Raw genomic sequence first — 19,926 nt, 5'->3', positions numbered from 1 at the left:
GATCGAAGCGGCGTTCGCCGGGACGCCGCTGGCCTGGTGCCGGACGTGGCGCTGCCGGCGCCACGGCCGGTGACCCGCGGCGCGTGGCCGGCCACTAAATCAGTCGACGTCCCAGGCCCGCCGTGTGACTCTGCCCGGATGATCGACGGTCTGACGCATCGGCCGCTCAGCCCATGAAGTCGTCTCCGGCTTCGGTACGGCCTGCGGGCGGGCTGCTGCGGACGCGGAACTTCGCCCTGCTGTGGACCGGGCAGTCCACCAGCGCGGTCGGCTCCGCGATCACGACGGTGGCGCTCCCGCTGGTGGCCATCTCGACCCTGCACGCCGGCCCGGCCATGGTCGCCCTGCTCACGGCCGCCACCTGGTTGCCGTGGCTGCTGATCGGGCTGCCGGCCGGGGTCTGGGTCGACCGCTGGCCGCGCCGGCGCACCCTGCTGCTCGCCGACATCGCCTCCGCGGCGGTGCTCGTCGCCGTCCCGGTCGCGGCCTGGACCGGAGTGCTCACGATGCCCGTGCTGCTGGTCGCCGCGCTGCTCGCCGGATCAGCCGGCGTCTTCGCCAACGTGGCGTTCAACGCGTTCCTGCCCCACCTCGTCCGCGCGGACGACCTCATGGAGGGCAACGCCAAGCTGCAGACCAGCGCATCGGTCGCCCTGGTCGTCGGACCGGGCCTCGGCGGCCTGCTGGCCCAGGCGGCCGGCCCGGTCAGCGGAATCCTCATCGACGCCCTGACGTTCCTGGTGTCGGCGGCCTGCCTGCTCGGCCTGCGCTCCTCACCGGAGCCCCGCCCTTCGGCGGGCGACCGCCCGGGCATGCTGCGCCAGATCGCCGAAGGCATCGCCTTCATCATGCGGGGACGCCTCCTGCAGGCCATGCTGGTGGTGGCCGCGGTGACCAACTTCGCGATGCTGGGCATCACCGCACTGCGCGTCGTCTTTCTCGTCCGCGCGGAAGGCACCGCACCGGGCACCGCAGGCCTGGCGATCGGCGTGGGCAGCCTCGGCGCCATCCTCGGCGCCGCACTCGCCGCGCGCGCGTCCCGGCACTTCGGCAGCGCCCGCACCTACCTGGTGGCGAACGTCGCGGCCGCCCCGTTCGTGCTGCTGCTGCCGCTCGGCGGCCACGGCTGGCGCCTGACGCTGTTCACGGCGGGCTCCTTCATCGCCCTGGCCGGAGCCACGATGTCGAACGTGATGACCATGACCTTCCGCGGCAACTTCGTCCCCGCGCACCTGCTCGGCCGGGTCACCGCGGCATCGCGCATCTTCGTCTTCGGCACCGTCCCGCTCGGCGCGGCGACCGCCGGCCTCCTGGCCTCGACGCTCGGCATCCGGCCCGCCATGTGGGCACTCGCCGCCGTCTACGTCATCGCCCCGCTGCCGCTGCTCACCACCGAGACCCGCACCCTGCGCGACTTCCCGACCCAGACCACTGTTCTCTGACCCGCGGCGCTGTGTGCCGCCCGCCGTGCCGGTGCCATCGGTCTCGGGTGCGAGAGCGGACGGGATCCTCGGAAACACCTCGTTGCCGCCGATGCGCCCGTCGTGTCCAACCTCATGACCCTGTGCCGGGCGCTGTTGAGCTGACGACCGACCGGGCGGCGAGGCACGGTCAGGCGCCCTACGATCCTCGCCATGACTCGCACGACGCCGCCGCGCCCGGTGGACCTCACGGAACTGTTCCCGGAGCTGGCCGAGCACGCGGCGACGGCCACCCGGCTGCATCCCCGGCCGGGCACGCCCACGACCGCCGACAGTTCGGTCGGCGGCCCGCTGCTGTGGCCGGCCGACGAGCCCTGGCCGGTGTGCGCGGACGGCGAGAGCCACTACGTCTTCCGTCTCCGGACGCCGGCGACGGTCCGTCGCAGCCGGGAGATCTACGCGGCGGCGAAGGCTCGGGCGGCTGCGGGCGGCACCCGGTACGAGCTGACCGACGAGGAGCGGGCGGAGCTGCCGCACTACGACCACTCCGAGCCGGCGGCTCTCATCGACGAGCTGGTCCCTGCGGTACCGGTGGCGCAGCTGTTCCGCCGGGACGTCCCCGACTTCACCGGCCCGGACGACGCCGACCTGTTGCAGGTGCTGTGGTGCCCGCTCGACCACCCGGAAGAGGGCTACAACCCGAAGGTTCGGCTGTACTGGCGGCGCAGCGCCGACGTGACGCGGCCCATGGACGTGGCCCCTGAGCCGGCCGTCGTGAACGCCGCCTACCTGCCGACGCCATGCGTCGTGCATCCAGAGCAGGTCCGTGAGTACCCGTACAGCGGCCTGCTGCCGGCGGCACTCGGTGCCCGGATCGCCGCGGGGAGGACTCCGGGCGGCAGCTACCAGTACGACCTGTCCCTGGCGCCCGGCTGGAAGGTCGGTGGTTTCGCGAACTGGTCGCTGACTGACCCGCGTCCGGTGGACTGCGGCGAGTGCGGCACCGCGATGACACTGCTGTTCACCGCCGACTCCAGCGAATGGCACGGAACAGGCGGCAGCTGGAGGCCGGTGGAGGAGCCGCCGGGCGCCTCGTCCGCCCCCACCGACGTGTCGATCGGCCGCGGCTACGCCTTGTACGTCTTCCGCTGCCCGCAATCCTACGAACACCCGCCTGCCACCGTTATGCAGTAGGCCCGGTGGCATGTCGTGACTATCCTCGCCGGGGCGGCACGGGGCCGTCCAACGGGAGGAAATTGATGAAGTCCAGCAGGAGTGTCCTGCTCGCACTGGCGTTGTCCGGCGTGCTCGCCGTCACTGCGGCCTGCGGTGACAAGAAGGACGACGGCGGCGTCGCGCCGGCGGCGGCCAGCGGATCGACCAGCGCCGCGGCGTCACCGTCGGCCGACGCGCGCACCGAGCTGATCGGCGCGTTCAAGAAGCTCACCGGCGGGACCGTGGCGTACACGACAGCGACCGACACAGGCGCTGTGGCCAGCACCAAGTTGACGGGCTTCAGCGACCCCGCCAACAAGACCAACAGCGGCAAGATGACCATCACCACGCAGGGGCAGCAGCTCACCGCTGAGGTCATCGTCGTCGGTACCGACCTGTACCTGAAGGTGGGGGCACCGATTCCGGGTGTCGACCCGAAGAAGTGGATGTACGTCGACGGCTCGAAGACGTCGCTGAGCAAGCTGGGCCTCGGCAACCCGGACGACCCGGCCAACGTCAAGGGCCTCGCTGACGCGTTCGTGTCGGTCGAGCGGACCGGTACGGGCGCGTACAAAGGCACGTTCGACGCGACCAAGCGCCAGATGCCGGCGGCAGCCGGCGCCCTGCTGCAGCAGATGGGCGACGCGGCGAAGTCGGTGCCGTTCGAGGCGACGGTCAACGCTGACGGCTACGTCACCTCGTTGACGATGCAGATGCCCGCCGCCGGCCAGGTCCCGGCGTCGACGGTGACGACGACGTTCGCTGACTTCGGCAAGCCGGTCACGATCAGCAAGCCCGCCGCCGCGGACGTGCAGCCCGCACCTGCGGCGCTGCTGGCTCAGTTCGCCTGACTCGAAGGTGGTGGCCGCTACCGCGACGTGCGGTGGCGGCCCCGCCCGACGGTGCCCGGTCAGCTCCACGGATGGTGGTCGGCGTCCTCGGCGAGGAGCGCGGCGCTCTCCCGGCACAGGGCCATGCCGAAGCGCCTGTCCCCGCCCGAGGCGGCGTTCAGAATCCGGTCGGCCGCCTGGGCCAGGGCCGAGTACGAGTAGCCTTCGACGCGCCACTGCCGCACCATCCCGGCGACGTCCTCGGTGACCTCGACGCCCCAGTCGGCGGCCGTGGGCACGGGCGCGAAGACCGGCCGTAGCGCGCCGGCGACGGCTCTGGCGGCCTCGCGGGTGAAGTCGCGCGGTGACTCGGTGGCCTGGGCCATGACGCCGCCGTGGGCGAGCGCGACGATCTGGTGGAAGGCGCCGGTGGCCCGCAGCGCGCCGGCGACCGCTCCGCCCGCTGCTGGGTGTTCCTGCCCCATCCGGTCACCGCCTCCATCCGCGGAGCCGGTGACCTGCCCGGCTGACCTGGCCGCCACCGACCCGGACAAAGGATCAACGACGGCGCCCCTTCGTCACCCGCCAGACGGGTCGTAGATGTGCCCGGTGCCGGGCGCCTGCCCAGAGCCAGTGGCTGCCGTCGGCGGCTTGTGGGTCGCCCGGGTACAGGACGACGACGCGGCCGCATCCGACGTAGGCCTCCGCGCGCAGGTCCGGCCACCATGACGCGGGCAGCGGCACCCGCTGCATGCCGGCGGTGACGGCGGGGATGTCGGCGGCGGCGACAGGAGTGATGACGTGGTACGGGTTGGTGACCGTCGCCTCGAAGAGCGCGAACCACAACAGGAACACGCTGAGTGGGTTCGGATCCCGGATCGGTTCGTCGTCCCAGTCGGTGTACCACACGGGCGGGTCGTCGCCGGGTTCGGTGACGAGCGTGAAGCCGCCCTGGTTCTCCGTGCCGAACTCGAGCCGCCCGGCCTCGTCGAGCCGCAGGCGGTCCGGCGCGAACAGGAAGTTCTGGCGGCCGAGCAGTTCCTCGCGACCGGCGATCGCGGCGTGGAACGCGGCCAGCGGGGGCGGCATCGGGTACCGGGGCCGGCAAGGCGTCTCCGAAGGCAGGTCGGCGTACCAGGTGTCGAGGAACGCGCGGGTGGCGGTGACCGGGTCGCGTGGCAGGTGCCGCAGCCATGCCGTCGAGGACGGCGGTGGTGCCGGCGGCGCGGGGCGGATCAGGTCCAGGGTGTCCGGCGGCAGCGGCGTGCTCAGGTAGAGCGGCCAGCTGACCAGTCGTCGCTCACCGGGCTGCCATTCGCCACCGGTCGCCCGGACGTCTCCGAGGGCCAGACAGCCGCCCGGGAGCCGGACGTAGACGTGCACCGGCATCTGGCCGGCCGGGCGCCCCCATGACCGCGGGTCCTCGTCCGGGTCGTGCGGGACAAGTTCGTGGACCTCGGCCGGGAACGGCGGGGTGAGCAGGACCGTGCGCTCGTCCTGCACCGCAGTGCCGCCGGGCCGGTCGCCAGGCTCGAGGAGGACCACGATCGCCTGCGCGCCCACGGCATAGGTGGCGTGCGGTGCGCGGTAGGTCCGCGCGTCGGGGCCCGTGACGGACAGGGCGGCACGCTCGGGGACCAGCGGCACGGAAGCCAGGGGTGAGGCGTCGTCCATGGCCGCAGAGCATAGACAGCGCCTCCTAAGATCAGCGGATGTCTTGGCTGCGGTGGTTGCGCCGTACCGTCGCTGTGCTCGTCAGCCTCTGTGCGCTGGTGGGTGCGGTCAGGCTGGTCGCGCCGGCCACGGGTGGCACGGGCGGCGAGCCGTCCGGGGTGCGGCGGCAGCTGGCGTTCCTGCGCGCCGCGCTCGACGACGGCGCCGCCGAGGACGCGCAGCAGCTGTACCCGGAGGGGTACTTCTTCCTCCACGTGCTGTACGGACTGACCTGGGTCGAGCTCGGCATGCGCGCCCCCGCGGGCGAACGGGCGACGGCCCTGCGCGAGGCCCGGTGGGCGTGGCGGCACCTCGACGACCCCGCCGGCAAGGCACCGTTCAGCGACAGCCTCACCCCGCCGTACGGCGTCTTCTACCAGGGCTGGAGCAACTGGCTGCTCGGCGGCGTGCTGAGCCTGCAGCCCGCCGGGCAGCGTGACCTGGGGGAGCAGAGCCGGTTCACGGCGGCCGCCGAGGCGCTCGGCACCGCGTTCGACGCGTCGGCGTCGCCGTTCCTGCAGGCGTATCCGGGCCAGGCGTGGCCGGTCGACTCGACCGTCGCCATCGCGTCGCTGCGGCTGCACGATTCACTGTTGCCGCCACGGTACGAGCACACCGTCACCCGCTGGATCGCCGGCGCCCGCGAACGGCTCGACCCGCGGACCGGCCTGCTACCGCACCGCGCCGACCCCACCACCGGCGAGCCGCTCGAGGTGGCCCGCGCGACGTCGCAGAGCATCATCCACCGGTTCCTCGGCGACATCGACCCGGCGTTCGCCCGCGAGCAGTACCTGCGCTTCCGCGACCAGTACGTCGTGCGCCCGCTCGGCCTCGGCCCCGCCGTGCGCGAGTACCCGTCCGGTGTGGACGGCCCCGCCGACGTCGACTCGGGCCCGCTCCCGCTCGGCGTCAGCCTCTCCGCGACCGTGGTCACCGTCGGCGCCGCCCAGGTGCAGCACGACGCCCCGCTCGCCGCCGCCCTGGCCAACTACGGCGAGCTGGCCGGCCTGCCGCTCGGCACGCCGTGGACCAAGCGGTACGCCCTCGGCCTCGTCCCGGTCGGCGACGCGTTCCTCGCCTGGTCGAAGACGGCCCGGCCGTGGGTCGCCAAGCCACCGTCCGCCCCGCCGGCGACGATCCACTGGTGGTGGCGGCTGCCCCTGCTCACCCTGCTCGCGGTTCTCGGCACCGCCCCGTGGATCCCGGCGTTGGTACGACTCCGCAAACGCCGCCGAACGTGATCAGCTGGTGGTGACGACCGTCGCCGTCGAGGGCGGCGGTGAGCTCCCGCCGGACCGCGGTCCGCAAGACCGTCGCTCATGATCCCACCGTCAGCCGTCCGCGCGGCCCGTGCAGCGCACCGCGGCACCATCGCCGGCTTACGCCGCGGCGCGGTCGGCGACGGGGCGGCGGCGCAGGGACGGGTCTGTCAGCGACCGCGGGCGCCAGGCGCCGTCCGCCCGGTACAGGTCGGTGCCCGGCGGCACGATCTCGTCGATGCGGTCGAGGGCGGCGTCGTCCAGGGTCAGGCCGGCGCCCTTCAGCGAGGCGTCCAGCTGGGCCATGGTGCGCGGGCCGATGATGACGGACGTGACCGCGGGGTGCGCGACCGGGAACGCCTGCGCCAGCTCGGGCAGCGTGCGGCCGAGGTCTTCGGCGACGGTGACGAGCTGCTCGACGACGTCGAGCTTGCGGGCGTTCTCCGGCAGGGACGGGTCGAACCGTGCCGGGTTCAGGGCGGCCCGCCCGGTGGACAGGTCGATCGGGTCGCCCTTGCGGTAGCGGCCGGTCAGGAAACCGGACGCGAGCGGGCTCCAGGTGAGCACGCCCATCCCATACCGGGCGGCGACCGGCAGGACGTCCTTCTCGACGCCGCGGGCCAGCAGCGAGTACGGCGGCTGCTCCGTCCGGAACCGGTGCAGCGCCCGGCGTTCCGCGACGTGGTGCGCCTCGACGATCTCCTCGGCGGGGAAGGTCGAACAGCCGAACGCCCGGATCTTGCCCTGCCGTACGAGGTCTGTGAGCACCGACAGGGTCTCCTCGACGTCGGTGGTCGGGTCGGGCCGGTGCACCTGGTACAGGTCGATCCAGTCGGTCCGCAGCCGCCGCAGGCTGTCCTCGACCTCCCGCACGATCCAGCGGCGCGAGTTGCCGCCCCGGTTCGGCCCTTCACCCATCGGGAAGTGCACCTTCGTGGCGAGCACGACGTCGTCCCGCCGGCCCTGCAGCGCCTTGCCGACGATCTCCTCCGACTCCCCGGCCGAGTACATGTCGGCGGTGTCGACGAAGTTGATCCCCTGATCGAGCGCCGCGTGGATGATCCGCACGCAGTCGTCGTGGTCGGGATTGCCGACCGCCCCGAACATCATCGTGCCGAGACACTGGACGCTGACCTGCATGCCGGTCCGGCCGAGAGTGCGGTATCGCATGCCGCGCAGCCTAAGACCTGGAGTGGACTCCAGGTCAACCAGCAGTGGACCCTCCGTGCCCGTGAACCTGACCCCGGCACCAGACCTGGCAGACTGGCGCCGTCGAGGTTGTCGAGTGTCGGCGAGGAGAACGGGTGGCCAGCCTTTCCGAGCAGTTCGCGCACATCGCCACCGGAGCGATGTACGACGACCTCACTCCCGAGCTGATCGGCGCCCGGCAGCGCGCGGTCCTGGCGGCCGACGCCTACAACGCCGCGTACGGGCGGCCGCAGGCCGAGCGGGAGCTGCTGCTTCGTGAGGTGCTGGGCACCTTCGGCGAGGGCGCGAACTTCGAGCCAACCTTCCGGTGCGAGTTCGGCACCAACATCCATGTCGGAGCGAGGTTCTTCGCCAACTTCGACTGTGTCATGCTCGACGGCGCGCCCATCACGATCGGCGACGATGTCCTGATCGGCCCGAAGGTGGGCCTCTACACCGCCAACCACGCCCTGGACCTCGCCGAGCGCAAGGCCGGCGCCTGCCGGGCGAGACCGATCACGATCGGCGACGGCGTGTGGATCGCCGGCGGCGTGACGATCCTGCCCGGCGTGACCGTCGGCCACGGCGCCGTCATCGGCGCCGGCAGTGTCGTCACCCGGGACGTGCCCGCCGGCACGCTCGCCGTGGGCAATCCCGCCCGGGTGCTGCGCCAGATCACCGACGCGGACCGCACCGGCTACGTCCCGATGCACTGAGCGCCGCCACCCGAGCCGGGGGCGGTCAGCCGGGCAGGAGCGCGCGCCGCATGCTGGTGGCCAGCCAGCGGCGGAACGTGTCCTCGGGCCAGCCGCGCTGGGACACCAGGGCCGCGTGGTGGGCCGGGTCGTTGTAGATCCACAGGACGTCGGTCGCGGTCTCCGTGTCGAGTGACGGGTCGAGGTCGCCGAGGGTCTGGACGTGCCTGACGACCATCGCCGCGCCCGCCCGGCGGTTGCGCTGCAGGGTGTCCCACAGCTCGGCGACCTCCGGCGTGTCGTCGGCGGCTCGGCGGACGGTCTCGAACAGCAGGGCGGCGCGGCGGGCGATGACGACGCACGCGTCGGCGTAGGCGTCGAGGACCGCGCCGGGTGTGGTGGCGTCCCAGACGGGGCGGAACCAGGGCCTGTCGGCGACGGCCACGGGCGCGTCGTCGCCGGCGAGTGCCTGGTCGAGCACCTGCCGCAGGAGCGCGGGCTTGGAGCCGAACGCGGCGAAGACGGTGGGCCGGGAGACGCCGGCGGCGACGCCGATGTCGGCGAGGGAGGTGACGACGTACCCGCGCTCGACGAACAGTTCGGCGGCCGCGGCCACGATCGCCTGGCGGGTCCGCTGGGCGCCCTCCTCGCGCACGAACGACCGGTAGCGCCGCCGTGGCCTGCCGTTGACATCACTCATGGTTCCGTCATACTAGCAACGTATTCATTAGACGGCGGTATGGCGAATGGAGTCGACATGGCAGACACGGCAGCGGTCCGTCCGTACGTGCGGCGCGAGGGCGAGGGTGACGCGCTGTGGTTCCTCGGCAGCCTGGTCACGGTCAAGGCGGCCGGTGCCGAGACGCGGGGGCGCCTCACGGTCGTCGAGTTCGTCAACCCGCCCGGCTTCGCGCCGCCGCTGCACCGGCACCTGGAGGAGGACGAGCTGTTCTACGTGCTGTCCGGCACGGCGCAGTTCCACTGCGACGGGGAGGTGCTGCCGGCCGGCCCGGGTGACTTCGTCCTGCTGCCGACGGGGCTGCCGCACTCGTTCGTCGTCGGCGCCGACGAGCCCCTGCGAACCCTGCAGATCACCACGCCGTCCGGCTTCGACCGGTTCGCCGCGGCGGTCGGCGAGCCGGCGGGAGCGCACCGGCTGCCCGACCCGGGGCCGATCGATCCCGTCGCCCTCGGACACGCCGCGGCCCAGCACGCGATCGAGCTCCTCGGCCCCCCGCCCGGGCACTGAGCGGCAGGGAAGCAGTGGCCGGAGAAGTTTGTCCGGACCTGTCCCGGGTAGTGCGAAAGGCCTGCATGCGTTGACTTCATGGAGGTGTGTTCGCCAATGGCCACCAGCAAGCCCGCGAAGGCCGTCAAGCAAGCTGTCGAAGCCGCCGCTGACAAGGTTGCCGACCTGCTGACGCCCGACGTGCCCGGGTCACCCGGCAGCGGGACGCCGACGGTCGAAGAGCCGACGACACCAGTACCGCCGCTGCCGGCGAAGCACGAGCAGGGAGCACCCGACACGCGGACGCCGACAGGGGCGGAGACCGGCGCTCCCGCCGAAGCGAACGGACAGCAGGGCGCATACCTCACCACGGCGCAGGGGGCGCGGCTGCGCGACACGGACCACTCGCTCAAGGCGGGGCCGCGCGGGCCGATCCTGATGCAGGACCACCACCTCCGCGAGAAGATCACGCACTTCGACCACGAGCGGATCCCGGAGCGGGTCGTGCACGCGCGCGGTGCCGGCGCCCATGGCGTCTTCACCGGCTACGGCACCGCGGACGCGCTGACGCGGGCCGGCTTCCTCAAGAAGGGCAAGGAGACCGACGTCTTCGTGCGCTTCTCCACGGTACTGGGGTCCCGAGGCTCCGCCGACACGGTGCGCGACACGAGGGGCTTCGCGACCAAGTTCTACACCGACGAGGGCACGTTCGACCTGGTTGGGAACAACATGCCGGTCTTCTTCATCCAGGACGGCATCAAGTTCCCCGACATCATCCACGCCGGCAAGCCGCACCCGGACCGTGAGATCCCGCAGGCGCAGAGCGCGCACGACACCTTCTGGGACTTCGTGTCGCTACACACCGAGGCCCAGCACCACGTGATGTGGAACATGTCCGACCGGGGCATCGCCCGCTCGTTCCGGATGATGGAAGGCTTCGGCGTGCACACGTTCCGGCTCGTCAACGACGCCGGCGAGACGGTGCTGGTCAAGTTCCACTGGAAGCCGAAACTCGGCGTGCACTCCCTGACATGGGAAGAGGCGCAGATGCTCAGCGGCATGGACCCCGACTTCCACCGCCGCGACCTGTACGACGCGATCGAGGCCGGCGCGTACCCCGAGTGGGAGCTGGGCGTCCAGGTGTTCCCGGACACGCCGGAGGAGACGTTCGCCGGGATCGACCTGCTCGACCCGACGAAGATCGTGCCGGAGGAGCTCGCGCCGGTGCAGCCGGTCGGGAAGATGGTCCTCAACCGGACACCGCGGAACTTCTTCGCCGAGGTCGAGCAGGTCGCGTTCCACCTGGGCAACCTGCCGCCCGGCATCGACGTCACCAACGACCCGCTGCTGCAGGCGCGGCTGTTCTCCTACCTCGACACGCAGATCACCCGGCTCGCCGGCCCGAACTTCCCGCAGATCCCGATCAACCGGCCGCACGCGCCGGTGAACGACATGCTCCGCGACGGCTTCCACCAGCATGCCGTGCACGCCGGGGTCGCGCCGTACCGGCCGAACTCCCTCGACGGGGGCAACCCGTTCGTCGCCGGCGACGCCGAGCACGCCTTCTACGACACCCCGGTGACCGTCACGCAGGCGCCGAAGATCCGCGCCAACCCGGCGTCGTTCGACGACCACTTCAGTCAGGTACGGCTGTTCTGGACGAGCATGTCGCCGGTGGAGCAGGAGCACATCATCCGCGCGTACACGTTCGAGCTCGGCAAGTGCTACGAGCAGGCGATCAAGGAACGGCAGCTGCTGGCCCTCGCCAACATCGACCCGGTGTTGTGCGCCGAGGTGGCCACCGGGCTCGGACTGCCCGTGCCGGAGCCGACCGTGCCCCTGGCAGAGGTGGCGCCGAGCCCCGCGCTGTCACAGGTGGGGCGCGAGTGGCCGACGGACGGCCGCACGGTCGGCATCGTCGTCGACCCTGCCGGCGATGTCGCCGATGTACGGGCGATCCGCGAGGCCGTGTTCGCGGCCGGCATGGTGCCGTTGCTGATCGCGCCGCACGGCGGGACGGTCGGTGGGCTGCCGGTGCAGCGGACGTTTGCCACCGGCCGGTCCGTCGAGTTCGACGCGCTGCTGCTCGCCGGCGCGCCCGTGCCCGCACCCGACGCGATCCCGGCCCGCGACGCCAAGGCCGGCGCCGCCGGCACCACCACCGTCGACCCGCGGGTCGTGCTGATGGTCGAGGAGTGCTGGCGGCACGCCAAGGCGATCGGCGCCTGGGGCGCCGGCACCGGGGTGCTGGCCGCGGCCGGCGTCGCCGGCACGCCGGGGGTCGTGTCCGGCGACGCCGCCGACGAGGTGTTCACGGGCGTGCGGCAGCTGATGGGCGCGCACCGCGTCTGGGAGCGGTTCCCCGCCACGGTCGCCTGACCGCATGTGCCGCTGAGGACCCGCACCGCGAGCGGGTCCTCAGCCTTGCGCGCCGGGTTCAGCCGCCGGCGGCCAGGCGGGACCACTTTCCGCACCCCGGCACCGGCGGCGGCCGTGGTGACAACCGGTCCGCAACCGGCGTCGGCTCACCTCGCGGCGCCCGCCGTCGATCACAGCGGCATGGTTCCCGGGGTGCTACGGTCCTTCGTCCAGCGTGACCCCATGCGTTCGCTGCGGCTCTTCTTCCTGGTCTCCCTGGTCATCTGCGCGATCGGGCTGACCGTCCAGGTGGCGCACATGGGCGTCGGCGCGGCAGTGACCCGGTCGTGTGCCGCGGCGGAGCTGCTCGTCATCACGCTGCGGGTCTTCGAGTTCCGGCGGGCGCGTCCCCTGCCGATCTGGGCGGACCCGATCGAGCTGGCCGCGGTCTTCTTCGTGATGTCCCAGGTGACCGACGTCGCCCCGATGATCAGCACGATCTTCATGTCGGTGCTGTTCCGCGCGGCGATCGGCAGCCTGCCGCGGCTGCTGCTGTCGCAGGCCGGCTACCTCGGGATCTGGGCCGTCGCCATCGCGATGCCCTTCCACGTCGAGCCGGTGCCCGGCGCGATGATCTCACTGCCGACCACCACCCTCATGGTCTTCGGCACCCGCACGCTGATGGCGAAGCTGCAGGAGCAGCAGAAGGCACAGAACGCGCTGCTCGAGGGCGTGCTGACCGAACTGCCGTTCCCGGTCGTGGTGACCGACGCCGCCGGCGGCGTGGTGCTGGCCAACCCGGCGGTCACGGACCTGGTCGGCTGGCCCCGGGACGGCGTGCCGGACCTGGGTGAGCTGCGGCTGCAGGACCTGGAGGGGTGCCCCGTCGACCCGCGCGCCCTGGTGGCGGCGTGCGGCGCCCACGGCAACCGTACGAAGCTCGAAGGCCGGATCGTCCGCGCGGACAGCACGCCCCTGCAGGTGGTGCTGCAGACGGTGCCGATGGCCAAGGGGTTCACCCAGGGCCGTGGCGTGGTGCTGACGCTGCAGGACGTGACCGCGCAGCGCTCGTACGAGGAGCAACTGCACAAGGCCGCGCACTTCGACACGCTCACCGGGCTGCCGAACCGCCGGCTCCTGTTCGAGCGGCTCGCCGTGGCGTACGCCGCCGGCACGCCCTACGCCATGCTGCTCATCGACCTGAACGACTTCAAGGTCGTCAACGACACCCTCGGCCACAAGATCGGTGACGAACTGCTCGCCGGCGTCGCGCAGCGGCTCCGCTCCGCCGTCGACGACAGCGCCACGGTCACCCGCCTCGGCGGCGACGAGTTCGCGGTCCTGCTGCCACACGCGGCACAGGCGCAGGCCGAGGCCGCGGCGCAGGCCGTCCGCGACGCGTTCGCCGACAAGCTCCAGCTCAGCTGCGGCCCAGTGCAGGGCAAGGGCACGGTGGGCATCGCGGTCGCCGGGCCGGGGGAGACCCCTGACCAGGTCCTGGAGCGGGCCGACACGGCCATGTACCTCGCCAAGCCAGCCGGCAAGCGCCGCACCCGCTCACCCGAAAGCCCCCGCGGCATCCCGTCCGTATCGTCGGGCACGTGATCCAAGCGCACGAAGCGTGCCGTTGCCTGTGATGCCGGGAATCACGGCACCGGCATAACGGCTGGATCGGCGGGTAGCGTGCCGCGGTGAACGCACGGACGAGTGAGCCACGCGTCGGGGTCACGCCGAATCTGTTCGGCATCGCGTACGGGCTGACCGGGCTGGCCGGCTGCTGGGGCTACGCCGCGATGCTGCAGTTCGCGCCCGCGCTCGTTTCCGACATCCTGTGCATCGTGGCGGCCGCGGTCTGGCTGACGCTGCTCATCAGCTACGCCACGCAGGTGCCGCGGCGACCCGGCGGCTGGACCGCCGAGCTGGCCGACCCGGTGCTGGGGCCGTTCGTCTCGTTGATCCCGATCGTGGGCATGCTGCTGTCCATCGGCCTGATGCGGCACGATCCCGCGGTGGGCCGGTGGCTGTTCGGGGTGTTCGTCACCGTCACGGTCGTGCTGGCCGGGTGGATGGCCGGCCAATGGATCGCCGGCGGCCTGGACATGGAGAAGCTGCACCCCGGGTACGTGCTGCCCGCCGTCGCCGGAGGGCTCATCGCCACCATCGGCGCGGCCCTCGCCGGCTGGCCGGGGCTCGCGCGGGTGTTCTTCGGCTTCGGCCTCGTGTCGTGGCTGATCATCGAGTCGATGATCGTGGCCCGCCTGTACTTCCGCCCTCCGCTCCCCGCGCAGCTGCAACCCACCCTGGCGATCCTGGCGGCACCGCCCGCGCTCGCCGGCCTGGCGTACCTGGCCATCAGCCACGGCAAGGTCGACGCCGTGGCCTTCGGGCTCGCCGGCTACGCGCTCCTGGCATCGCTCATCCAGCTCCGGCTCATCGGCGTGTACCGCCACCTGCGCTTCACGTCCGCGTTCTGGGCGTACGCCTTCCCGTACGCGGCGGTCGCCACCTTCGCACTGCACTGGATCGCGTACGGCCACCCGCCGGGCACCCGGATCTGGGCCTGGGTCGTCATCCTGGCGATCACCGCGCTCGTCGGTGCCCTCGTCGCCGAGACGACGGCGGCGCTCGCCCGGCACCGCTTCCTGCCGCAGCTGCGCTGAACCACGCGTCACCGCCGGGGGATCGGACGGTACACGAGCTCCTGGGTGCGCCCGTCGAGCGTACGGCTCTCGAGCAGATCACCGTCGCCCGGCATCCGCATCGTCCGGACGTTCCACTCGTCGAGCGCGTCGGGGTCGATACCGGCCAGGATCTCGATCCGACACCGCACCAGAACCGCATCAGCCGGGAGCGTTTCCGACCCGCTGGACGTCGCCGGCCCACCAGTCGCCGGTGATGCCGGCGGCGAGGGCGACGTCGCGGGCCGTGGTGTAGGCGGCCAGCGCGGCGTCGTGGTCGCCGAGTGCCTCGCGGGCGCGGCCGACCGCACCGAACAGCGCGTTGGCGCGGAAGAACCGCTCCCGGTCCTTGCCGCCCTCCGCGGTGGTGGGTGCGGTGTCCGCCGCGTCCGGCCCGGCGGTGCGCAACGCCTGCTCGCACAGGTCCCGCGCGCGGGCGCGCAGCGCGGCGGCCTCGTCGTCGCCCGGCGTGTAGGCCCGCTTCTTGAGCAGCCGTTCGACTCCCTTGCGTGCAGTGTCGCTCCCGTACCGGCGGACCTGCTCGACGAGCCACAGATCCTCACCGGCGGCTCGCAGTGCCGTGGCCTCCGCTGCCCGGGCAAGGGCCGCCGCGCGCCTGGCGCCGAGACCGCCCGCGAACCGGACGTCGTTCCAGGACGGCCCGCCGGCGACCGCCTCGCTGCGGTTCCGCTTGGCGTCGGGCGCGTGGACGGTCCGCTCGACCAGGGGCCAGTCGTCGTCGGCGTCAGGGTCGCCGACCGCCAGCCGGCACTCGTAGCGGGCCGCGGCCAGCTCGGCCACGCGGACGTCGCCGTCGATGCAGGCGGTCAGCCACGGGATCGCCTCGGCGTACGCCCGCTGCCGGACCAGCGCCAGCGCCATGTCCTCGGCCCCGCCGAGCGCCACCATGCCGGCGGCGTCCGGGTCGGTCGTCAACGCCAGCAGGAACCGGAGCGCCTCGTCGTGCTTGAGCCCTTCCGACCACATCCACTCACCGATCGCGTGCGCGGACAGGTGTGCGAGGGCCAGCCGGTCGAACGGGTCGCTCACCCCGACGCCTGCCTGCAGCGCCTTGACGGTACCGGCGGCGTTCCACGACTTGCGGCCGGCGATCCGCTCCACGACCGGGCTGCGGCGCTGGACCTCCGCCAGCAACGACCCCGGCACCTGGTGGTGCCCGGTGTACTCGGCCGCGCTCGTCCACGGCGGGACGCCCCAGTCGCCGTCGGTGCCCGCCAGCAGCCGGTGGACCAGGGCCGCTTCGGTTCGCTCACCCGCCGCTTCCAGGCCGGCCGCGGCCTCCCGCAGCGCTGCCCGGGCGTGCTCGTCGTCGAACTGCTCCCAGTCGCGCCCCTCGTTGCCCCCGCGGATCAGTGAGGGGATGACGACCGGCGCCGGCAGGACCGCGGCCCAGAACCGGTGCGCGAGCACCGCGTAGGCGGACAGCCGCCCACGCACCGGTCGCTGGACCCCGTCCACCGTGAGTTCGAGGTCCGGCCCGTTCACCTCGACCGTGAACGCGGGCACCGGCTGCGACACCCCGAGCCAGAACTCGGCGTATCCGGCGAACAACGCCGACAGGCTCCCGGCCAGCTTGGACATGTGCCGCACCCTACCCACCGCCGCGTGCCGGTGCTTGATGCTGGCAGGATTGATCGATGGTGACGATTCGACGGTTCGACAACGCCGACGCCCCCGCTGTGGCGGGCATCATCGAAAACTGCCTGCGTGAGGTCAACAGCCGCGACTATCCGAGCGAGGTCATCGAGCGGATGTGCGCCCACTTCACCGCGCAACGCGTCCAGGAACTCGCCGGGGAACGGCAGATGTTCGTCGCCGAGACAAGCGGGATCGCCGGCACGGTCTCCCGCGACGGCAACAAGGTCCACACCATGTTCGTGCACCCGAGTGCTGCCGGTCGCGGGATCGGACGGCTCCTCCTGCGCCACATCGAGGCGCTGGCCGAGACCGAAGGCTACGACCACATGGAGACCAGCGCGAGCATCACGGCGCACGACTTCTACCGAAGGCTCGGCTACGTCGACGTCCGCTCCATCGAGACACCGTTCGGGTTGAACCACATCCTGCGCCGGAGTCTGCTCTGACGGCGGACCGTCACCGGCTGCGGAGCGAGCCGGCGGCGCTGGTGAACTCGTCGGCGTACTGCAGCAACGACAGCCACGCGGCGGGGATGGCGGATGCGCCGTCCCGGACACCGAGCAGCCCGCCCGCGATGGCGGCGTTGGTGTCGGTGTCGTTGCCGATCCGGACGATGTCGACCAGGACGTCGGCCAGCGGGCGTGCGTCCAGGACCGCGGCCACGGCCAGGCTCAGCGAGTCCAGGACGTAGCCGGCCGCGTCGTCGGCGAGGTACGTCTGGCCGGTGAGGGCCAGCATCGCCGGCCGTAGCTGCCGGCCGTATCGGATGGCGTCGACGACCGCGGGTTGACGCGACTGTGCCGCGACCGCCTGCCCGGCCTGGACGGCGGCGTCCGGGGCGCCCCCGGCCAGCAGCGCGGCGGCGATCTCGTTGTACGCCGCACAGGCCACGGTGCAGCGCGGGTCGTCGTGGGTGATGGCTGAGATCTCCATCGATTCCCGGACCCTGCGGCGCTGGTCGGTGACCGCGAGCGCGGTCGGGATGCAGCGCATCAGCGACCCGTTGCCGGCCCGGCCCATGCCGGCGCCACCGGCCCGGGGGTCACCGGTCCGCAGGTACCGCACGAGGCCGGCACGGGTGGCGGCGCCGACGTCACGTGGCTCCGACCCGGGCCGGCGGCCGGGCCGCTCGCCCCGCAGCCAGGCGACCATGTTGTCCGCGGCGGCACGCACCACGTCCTCGCCCGGCGACAGGTACGCCAGCAACACGGCCCGCGTGAGGTCGGTGTCATCGGTCGCATCGCCCGGAGACCAGCGGAACGGGCCGCCGCCCACGATGTCGCGCAGCCCGTCGGGGTACCGGTCGCGGATACCCGCCCAGGAGGAGAACTCCACGGCCGCACCGAGCGCGTCCCCGGCGTGGACGCCCAGCAAACCACCGGCCACCCGATCCCGGCGTTCCACGTTCCGTCCAGCGGACACCCGTGCTGTCGCGTCGTCGACCACCACGCCAGCATGCCGCACAGGCCCGGCCGACTTGTCATCCGCCCGGGTCAGCGCCGTCCGGAGCGGCCGCCGAGCCGGCGCGGCGGAGCGCCCGGGGCGTCAGAGCACGACCCGGGGGTAGAGGTGGGCCGCCACTGCGACGAGGATCAGGAGCGTCCCGGTCAGCACGGCGAAGTCCAGCGGCAGCCCGAAGGCGCTGGTGCCGCCCTGCAGCATGAGGGCGCGCAGGATGTCCGTCTGGTAGGTGAGCGGGTTGGCCTTGGCCAGCCATTGCAGCGCGGTGGGCATGACGGCGATGGGGTAGATGGCGTTGGAGGCGAAGAACAGTGGCATGGTGAGGATCTGCCCGATGCCCATGAACCGTTCGCGGGTCTTGACCAGGCAGGCGATGATGAGCGAGAAGGTGGCGAACACCGCCGCGCCCAGGACGAGCGCGACGACGACGCCGGCCAGTGGCACCGGGGCGAGCGCCAGGTCCACGCCCAGCGCGGCCGCGACCAGGTAGACGATGGCGGCCTGGGTGAGGGCCCGCACCCCGGCCGAAAGCGCCTTGCCGAGCACGAGCGATGCCCGGGAGGCGGGGCTGACCAGGAACTTGTTCAGCACTCCGAGGTCGCGTTCCCAGATCACGGCGATGCCGTAGAAGATCGCGACGAACAGGGTGCTCTGGGCCAGGATCCCCGGTGCCAGGAAGTCGAGGTACGGCAGGTCCCCGGTCGGGATCGCCCGGGCGTGGGCCATCACCTTGCCGAACACGAGCAGCCACAGTACCGGCTGGACCGCCCGGGTCAGCAGTTCGATCGGATCGTGGCGCAGCTTGCGGATCTCGACGTCGACGATCGCGGCGGTGTCCTGAGCGAACAGCAGCGGCACGGCCCGGCGCCGTATGGCCGTCCGCGCCGGGTACGTTGATCGGCGTTCAGCCGAGGCGCCGTGCGGTGCGCCGGGTCCGTTCGACATCGCGGAGCGCTCCTTCGTCGGTCTCCTCGGTCGCTGCGCTGTACGCGACGAAGACGTCGTCGAGGTTCGCGTGCGGGCCGAGCCGGGCTTTCAGGTCGTCAGGGGTCCCGTGGGTGACCATCGTGCCGTGATGCATGATCGCCACCTGGTTGCACAGGGCGTCTGCCTCCTCCATGTCGTGCGTGGTGAGGAACAGCGTCGTGCCCTCCTGCGCGATCAGGTCGTGGAGTTGCTTCCAGATGCCGTGACGGGCCACCGGGTCGAGCCCGATCGTGGGTTCGTCCAGGAACAACACCGCCGGCCGGTGCAGCATCGACTGGACGATCTCGAGCCTGCGGATCATCCCGCCGGAGAAGTCGCGCACCAGCTTGTGCGTGGCGTCCTGCAGCCCCACCGACGCCAGCGCCGCGTCGATGCGCGCCCGCCGCCGCGCCCGGGGGATGTGGTACAGGCGGGCGAAGACCAGCAGGTTCTCCGACGCCGTCAGTGCACCGTCCGCGGAGAGCAGCTGCGGCACATAGCCCACCACACGGCGCACCGACGCCGGCTGCGTGCCGATGTCGAAGCCCGCGATCCTGGCCGTACCCTCGGTCGGAGCCAGCAGCGTGGTCAGCATCTTGATCGTCGTGGTCTTGCCGGCACCGTTGCGTCCCAGCAGGCCGAACACCGTGCCCTGCGGCACCAGCAGATCCAGATGATCGACTGCGAGCAGATCTCCGAAACGCCGGGTCAGGCCCCGGGTTTCCACCGCGAGATCCGGGTGACACCCCACCATCCCAGCATACGAAGGGCTCAGCGGCCGGTGGCGCCGTCGAGGTGTTCGCGGAGGATGTCGGCGTGGCCGGCGTGGCGGGCGGTTTCCTCGATGAGGTGGACCAGGACCCAGCGCAGTGACGGGCCGCCGCCCCGCAGCGGCTTGGCGAGGTCGTCGCAGGCGGCGATGAGCTCGTCGGCGCGGGTGATGGTCTGCCGGTAGTCGGCCAGGACGCTGGCGACGGTGTCCTTGGCGGTCGGTTGCATGGTGCGGCGGAGGCTGGTGATGCGCTCGCCGAAGAAGTAGTACCGCTCAACGCACGCCAGGTGCTTGACCAGGCCGAGCAGGTTGGTGCCGGACGGGACGCCCGCCGTGCGGACCTGTGGCTCGGGGATCCCCGAGACCTTGGCCGTGATCGCGTCGCGGAGGTAGTTGAGGAAGCCCAGCAGAACCGGCTTCTCGTCGGGGGCGGTGGATGGGGGTCCGGCGTCGTTTCGAGGCACGGGCCAAGCATCGCCGCCA

Annotated in this window: 20 protein-coding genes; 10 read left to right on the top strand and 10 right to left on the bottom strand. The window is 72.2% G+C overall.

The genetic code is table 11. The features are described from left to right. Nucleotides 1-173 precede the first annotated feature (173 nt). The 3 genes from ACFY3L_RS23290 (at nt 174) to ACFY3L_RS23280 (ending at nt 3,487) form a co-directional block, all read left to right on the top strand. Nucleotides 174-1,442, top strand: a complete 1,269-nt coding sequence (locus ACFY3L_RS23290) for an MFS transporter (RefSeq protein ID WP_389327579.1) — start codon at nt 174-176, stop codon at nt 1,440-1,442. 192 nt (nt 1,443-1,634) lie between these two features. Continuing rightward, on the top strand, nt 1,635-2,615 hold the full coding sequence (locus tag ACFY3L_RS23285) for a hypothetical protein (protein WP_389327576.1): 981 nt from the start codon (nt 1,635-1,637) through the stop codon (nt 2,613-2,615). Nucleotides 2,616-2,680: 65 nt separating this feature from the next. Further along, entirely contained in the window at nt 2,681-3,487 is an 807-nt protein-coding gene (locus ACFY3L_RS23280; protein ID WP_389327573.1) for a hypothetical protein, read from the top strand. 59 nt (nt 3,488-3,546) lie between these two features. Here ACFY3L_RS23280 and ACFY3L_RS23275 read toward each other — a convergent pair whose 3' ends face one another. Both ACFY3L_RS23275 and ACFY3L_RS23270 read right to left on the bottom strand, forming a co-directional pair. Further along, nucleotides 3,547-3,951, bottom strand: coding sequence for a hypothetical protein (locus ACFY3L_RS23275; RefSeq protein ID WP_389327570.1), 405 nt, complete (start codon nt 3,949-3,951; stop codon nt 3,547-3,549). A gap of 73 nt (nt 3,952-4,024) precedes the next feature. After that, complete coding sequence (locus ACFY3L_RS23270) at nt 4,025-5,140, bottom strand: hypothetical protein (protein WP_389327567.1); 1,116 nt, start codon at nt 5,138-5,140, stop codon at nt 4,025-4,027. Between the two features lie 38 nt (nt 5,141-5,178). Between ACFY3L_RS23270 and ACFY3L_RS23265 the strand changes: the two genes are divergently transcribed. Continuing rightward, complete coding sequence (locus tag ACFY3L_RS23265; protein WP_389327560.1) at nt 5,179-6,420, top strand: hypothetical protein; 1,242 nt, start codon at nt 5,179-5,181, stop codon at nt 6,418-6,420. 138 nt (nt 6,421-6,558) lie between these two features. Here ACFY3L_RS23265 and ACFY3L_RS23260 read toward each other — a convergent pair whose 3' ends face one another. Continuing rightward, nucleotides 6,559-7,608: an aldo/keto reductase gene (locus tag ACFY3L_RS23260; protein WP_389327556.1), complete on the bottom strand. Its 1,050-nt coding sequence runs from the start codon at nt 7,606-7,608 to the stop codon at nt 6,559-6,561. Nucleotides 7,609-7,742: 134 nt separating this feature from the next. Here ACFY3L_RS23260 and ACFY3L_RS23255 point away from each other — a divergent pair, with 134 nt between their 5' ends. Next, the gene (locus tag ACFY3L_RS23255; RefSeq protein ID WP_389327553.1) at nt 7,743-8,342 is read left to right on the top strand and encodes a sugar O-acetyltransferase; all 600 of its coding nucleotides are present in this window, start codon (nt 7,743-7,745) and stop codon (nt 8,340-8,342) included. Nucleotides 8,343-8,367: 25 nt separating this feature from the next. Here ACFY3L_RS23255 and ACFY3L_RS23250 read toward each other — a convergent pair whose 3' ends face one another. Beyond that, a complete protein-coding gene (locus ACFY3L_RS23250; RefSeq protein ID WP_389327550.1) occupies nt 8,368-9,021 on the bottom strand; it encodes a TetR/AcrR family transcriptional regulator in 654 nt (217 codons plus the stop codon). A 57-nt stretch (nt 9,022-9,078) separates the two neighbouring features. Here ACFY3L_RS23250 and ACFY3L_RS23245 point away from each other — a divergent pair, with 57 nt between their 5' ends. From ACFY3L_RS23245 to ACFY3L_RS23230, 4 genes are all read left to right on the top strand, one after another. Further along, entirely contained in the window at nt 9,079-9,570 is a 492-nt protein-coding gene (locus ACFY3L_RS23245) for a quercetin 2,3-dioxygenase (RefSeq protein ID WP_389327547.1), read from the top strand. Nucleotides 9,571-9,666: 96 nt separating this feature from the next. Next, nucleotides 9,667-11,928: a catalase gene (locus ACFY3L_RS23240; protein ID WP_389327544.1), complete on the top strand. Its 2,262-nt coding sequence runs from the start codon at nt 9,667-9,669 to the stop codon at nt 11,926-11,928. Nucleotides 11,929-12,150: 222 nt separating this feature from the next. Further along, nucleotides 12,151-13,512: a diguanylate cyclase domain-containing protein gene (locus tag ACFY3L_RS23235; RefSeq protein ID WP_389327541.1), complete on the top strand. Its 1,362-nt coding sequence runs from the start codon at nt 12,151-12,153 to the stop codon at nt 13,510-13,512. Between the two features lie 86 nt (nt 13,513-13,598). Next, nucleotides 13,599-14,567: a hypothetical protein gene (locus tag ACFY3L_RS23230; RefSeq protein ID WP_389327538.1), complete on the top strand. Its 969-nt coding sequence runs from the start codon at nt 13,599-13,601 to the stop codon at nt 14,565-14,567. A gap of 8 nt (nt 14,568-14,575) precedes the next feature. Here the strand turns inward: ACFY3L_RS23230 and ACFY3L_RS23225 are convergent, their stop codons facing one another. Both ACFY3L_RS23225 and ACFY3L_RS23220 read right to left on the bottom strand, forming a co-directional pair. Beyond that, nucleotides 14,576-14,737 carry a hypothetical protein gene (locus tag ACFY3L_RS23225; protein WP_389327535.1) on the bottom strand — a complete coding sequence of 54 codons (162 nt, stop codon included), beginning with the start codon at nt 14,735-14,737 and terminating at the stop codon, nt 14,576-14,578. 10 nt (nt 14,738-14,747) lie between these two features. Then, nucleotides 14,748-16,187, bottom strand: coding sequence for a hypothetical protein (locus tag ACFY3L_RS23220; RefSeq protein WP_389327532.1), 1,440 nt, complete (start codon nt 16,185-16,187; stop codon nt 14,748-14,750). A gap of 56 nt (nt 16,188-16,243) precedes the next feature. Here ACFY3L_RS23220 and ACFY3L_RS23215 point away from each other — a divergent pair, with 56 nt between their 5' ends. After that, nucleotides 16,244-16,690 (top strand): GNAT family N-acetyltransferase, encoded by a 447-nt coding sequence (locus tag ACFY3L_RS23215; RefSeq protein ID WP_389327529.1) that lies wholly within the window; start codon nt 16,244-16,246, stop codon nt 16,688-16,690. 10 nt (nt 16,691-16,700) lie between these two features. Here the strand turns inward: ACFY3L_RS23215 and ACFY3L_RS23210 are convergent, their stop codons facing one another. The 4 genes from ACFY3L_RS23210 to ACFY3L_RS23195 all read right to left on the bottom strand — a co-directional run bounded on the left by ACFY3L_RS23210 (nt 16,701) and on the right by ACFY3L_RS23195 (nt 19,907). Next, a complete protein-coding gene (locus tag ACFY3L_RS23210; RefSeq protein WP_389327526.1) occupies nt 16,701-17,648 on the bottom strand; it encodes an ADP-ribosylglycohydrolase family protein in 948 nt (315 codons plus the stop codon). Between the two features lie 141 nt (nt 17,649-17,789). Continuing rightward, nucleotides 17,790-18,563 (bottom strand): ABC transporter permease, encoded by a 774-nt coding sequence (locus tag ACFY3L_RS23205; RefSeq protein ID WP_389327523.1) that lies wholly within the window; start codon nt 18,561-18,563, stop codon nt 17,790-17,792. 46 nt (nt 18,564-18,609) lie between these two features. Next, on the bottom strand, nt 18,610-19,398 hold the full coding sequence (locus ACFY3L_RS23200) for an ABC transporter ATP-binding protein (protein WP_389327520.1): 789 nt from the start codon (nt 19,396-19,398) through the stop codon (nt 18,610-18,612). Between the two features lie 44 nt (nt 19,399-19,442). Beyond that, a complete protein-coding gene (locus tag ACFY3L_RS23195; protein ID WP_389327517.1) occupies nt 19,443-19,907 on the bottom strand; it encodes a DinB family protein in 465 nt (154 codons plus the stop codon). Nucleotides 19,908-19,926: the final 19 nt, after the last annotated feature.

The sequence above is a fragment of the Dactylosporangium sp. NPDC000521 genome, from assembly GCF_042898305.1.
GTDB lineage: Bacteria > Actinomycetota > Actinomycetes > Mycobacteriales > Micromonosporaceae > Dactylosporangium.
Note: the sequence above shows the minus strand (reverse complement) of the source record. Positions and strands in the feature narration are given on the sequence as shown.

What these genes read in the sequence shown, in the direction of transcription:
- ACFY3L_RS23290 (WP_389327579.1), top strand. Translation starts at nt 174, where the DNA reads ATGAAGTCGTCTCCGGCTTCGGTACGGCCTGCGGGCGGGCTGCTGCGG.
- ACFY3L_RS23285 (WP_389327576.1), top strand. Translation starts at nt 1,635, where the DNA reads ATGACTCGCACGACGCCGCCGCGCCCGGTGGACCTCACGGAACTGTTC.
- ACFY3L_RS23280 (WP_389327573.1), top strand. Translation starts at nt 2,681, where the DNA reads ATGAAGTCCAGCAGGAGTGTCCTGCTCGCACTGGCGTTGTCCGGCGTG.
- ACFY3L_RS23275 (WP_389327570.1), bottom strand. Translation starts at nt 3,951, where the DNA reads ATGGGGCAGGAACACCCAGCAGCGGGCGGAGCGGTCGCCGGCGCGCTG.
- ACFY3L_RS23270 (WP_389327567.1), bottom strand. Translation starts at nt 5,140, where the DNA reads ATGGACGACGCCTCACCCCTGGCTTCCGTGCCGCTGGTCCCCGAGCGT.
- ACFY3L_RS23265 (WP_389327560.1), top strand. Translation starts at nt 5,179, where the DNA reads ATGTCTTGGCTGCGGTGGTTGCGCCGTACCGTCGCTGTGCTCGTCAGC.
- ACFY3L_RS23260 (WP_389327556.1), bottom strand. Translation starts at nt 7,608, where the DNA reads ATGCGATACCGCACTCTCGGCCGGACCGGCATGCAGGTCAGCGTCCAG.
- ACFY3L_RS23250 (WP_389327550.1), bottom strand. Translation starts at nt 9,021, where the DNA reads ATGAGTGATGTCAACGGCAGGCCACGGCGGCGCTACCGGTCGTTCGTG.
- ACFY3L_RS23245 (WP_389327547.1), top strand. Translation starts at nt 9,079, where the DNA reads ATGGCAGACACGGCAGCGGTCCGTCCGTACGTGCGGCGCGAGGGCGAG.
- ACFY3L_RS23240 (WP_389327544.1), top strand. Translation starts at nt 9,667, where the DNA reads ATGGCCACCAGCAAGCCCGCGAAGGCCGTCAAGCAAGCTGTCGAAGCC.
- ACFY3L_RS23235 (WP_389327541.1), top strand. Translation starts at nt 12,151, where the DNA reads ATGCGTTCGCTGCGGCTCTTCTTCCTGGTCTCCCTGGTCATCTGCGCG.
- ACFY3L_RS23220 (WP_389327532.1), bottom strand. Translation starts at nt 16,187, where the DNA reads ATGTCCAAGCTGGCCGGGAGCCTGTCGGCGTTGTTCGCCGGATACGCC.
- ACFY3L_RS23215 (WP_389327529.1), top strand. Translation starts at nt 16,244, where the DNA reads ATGGTGACGATTCGACGGTTCGACAACGCCGACGCCCCCGCTGTGGCG.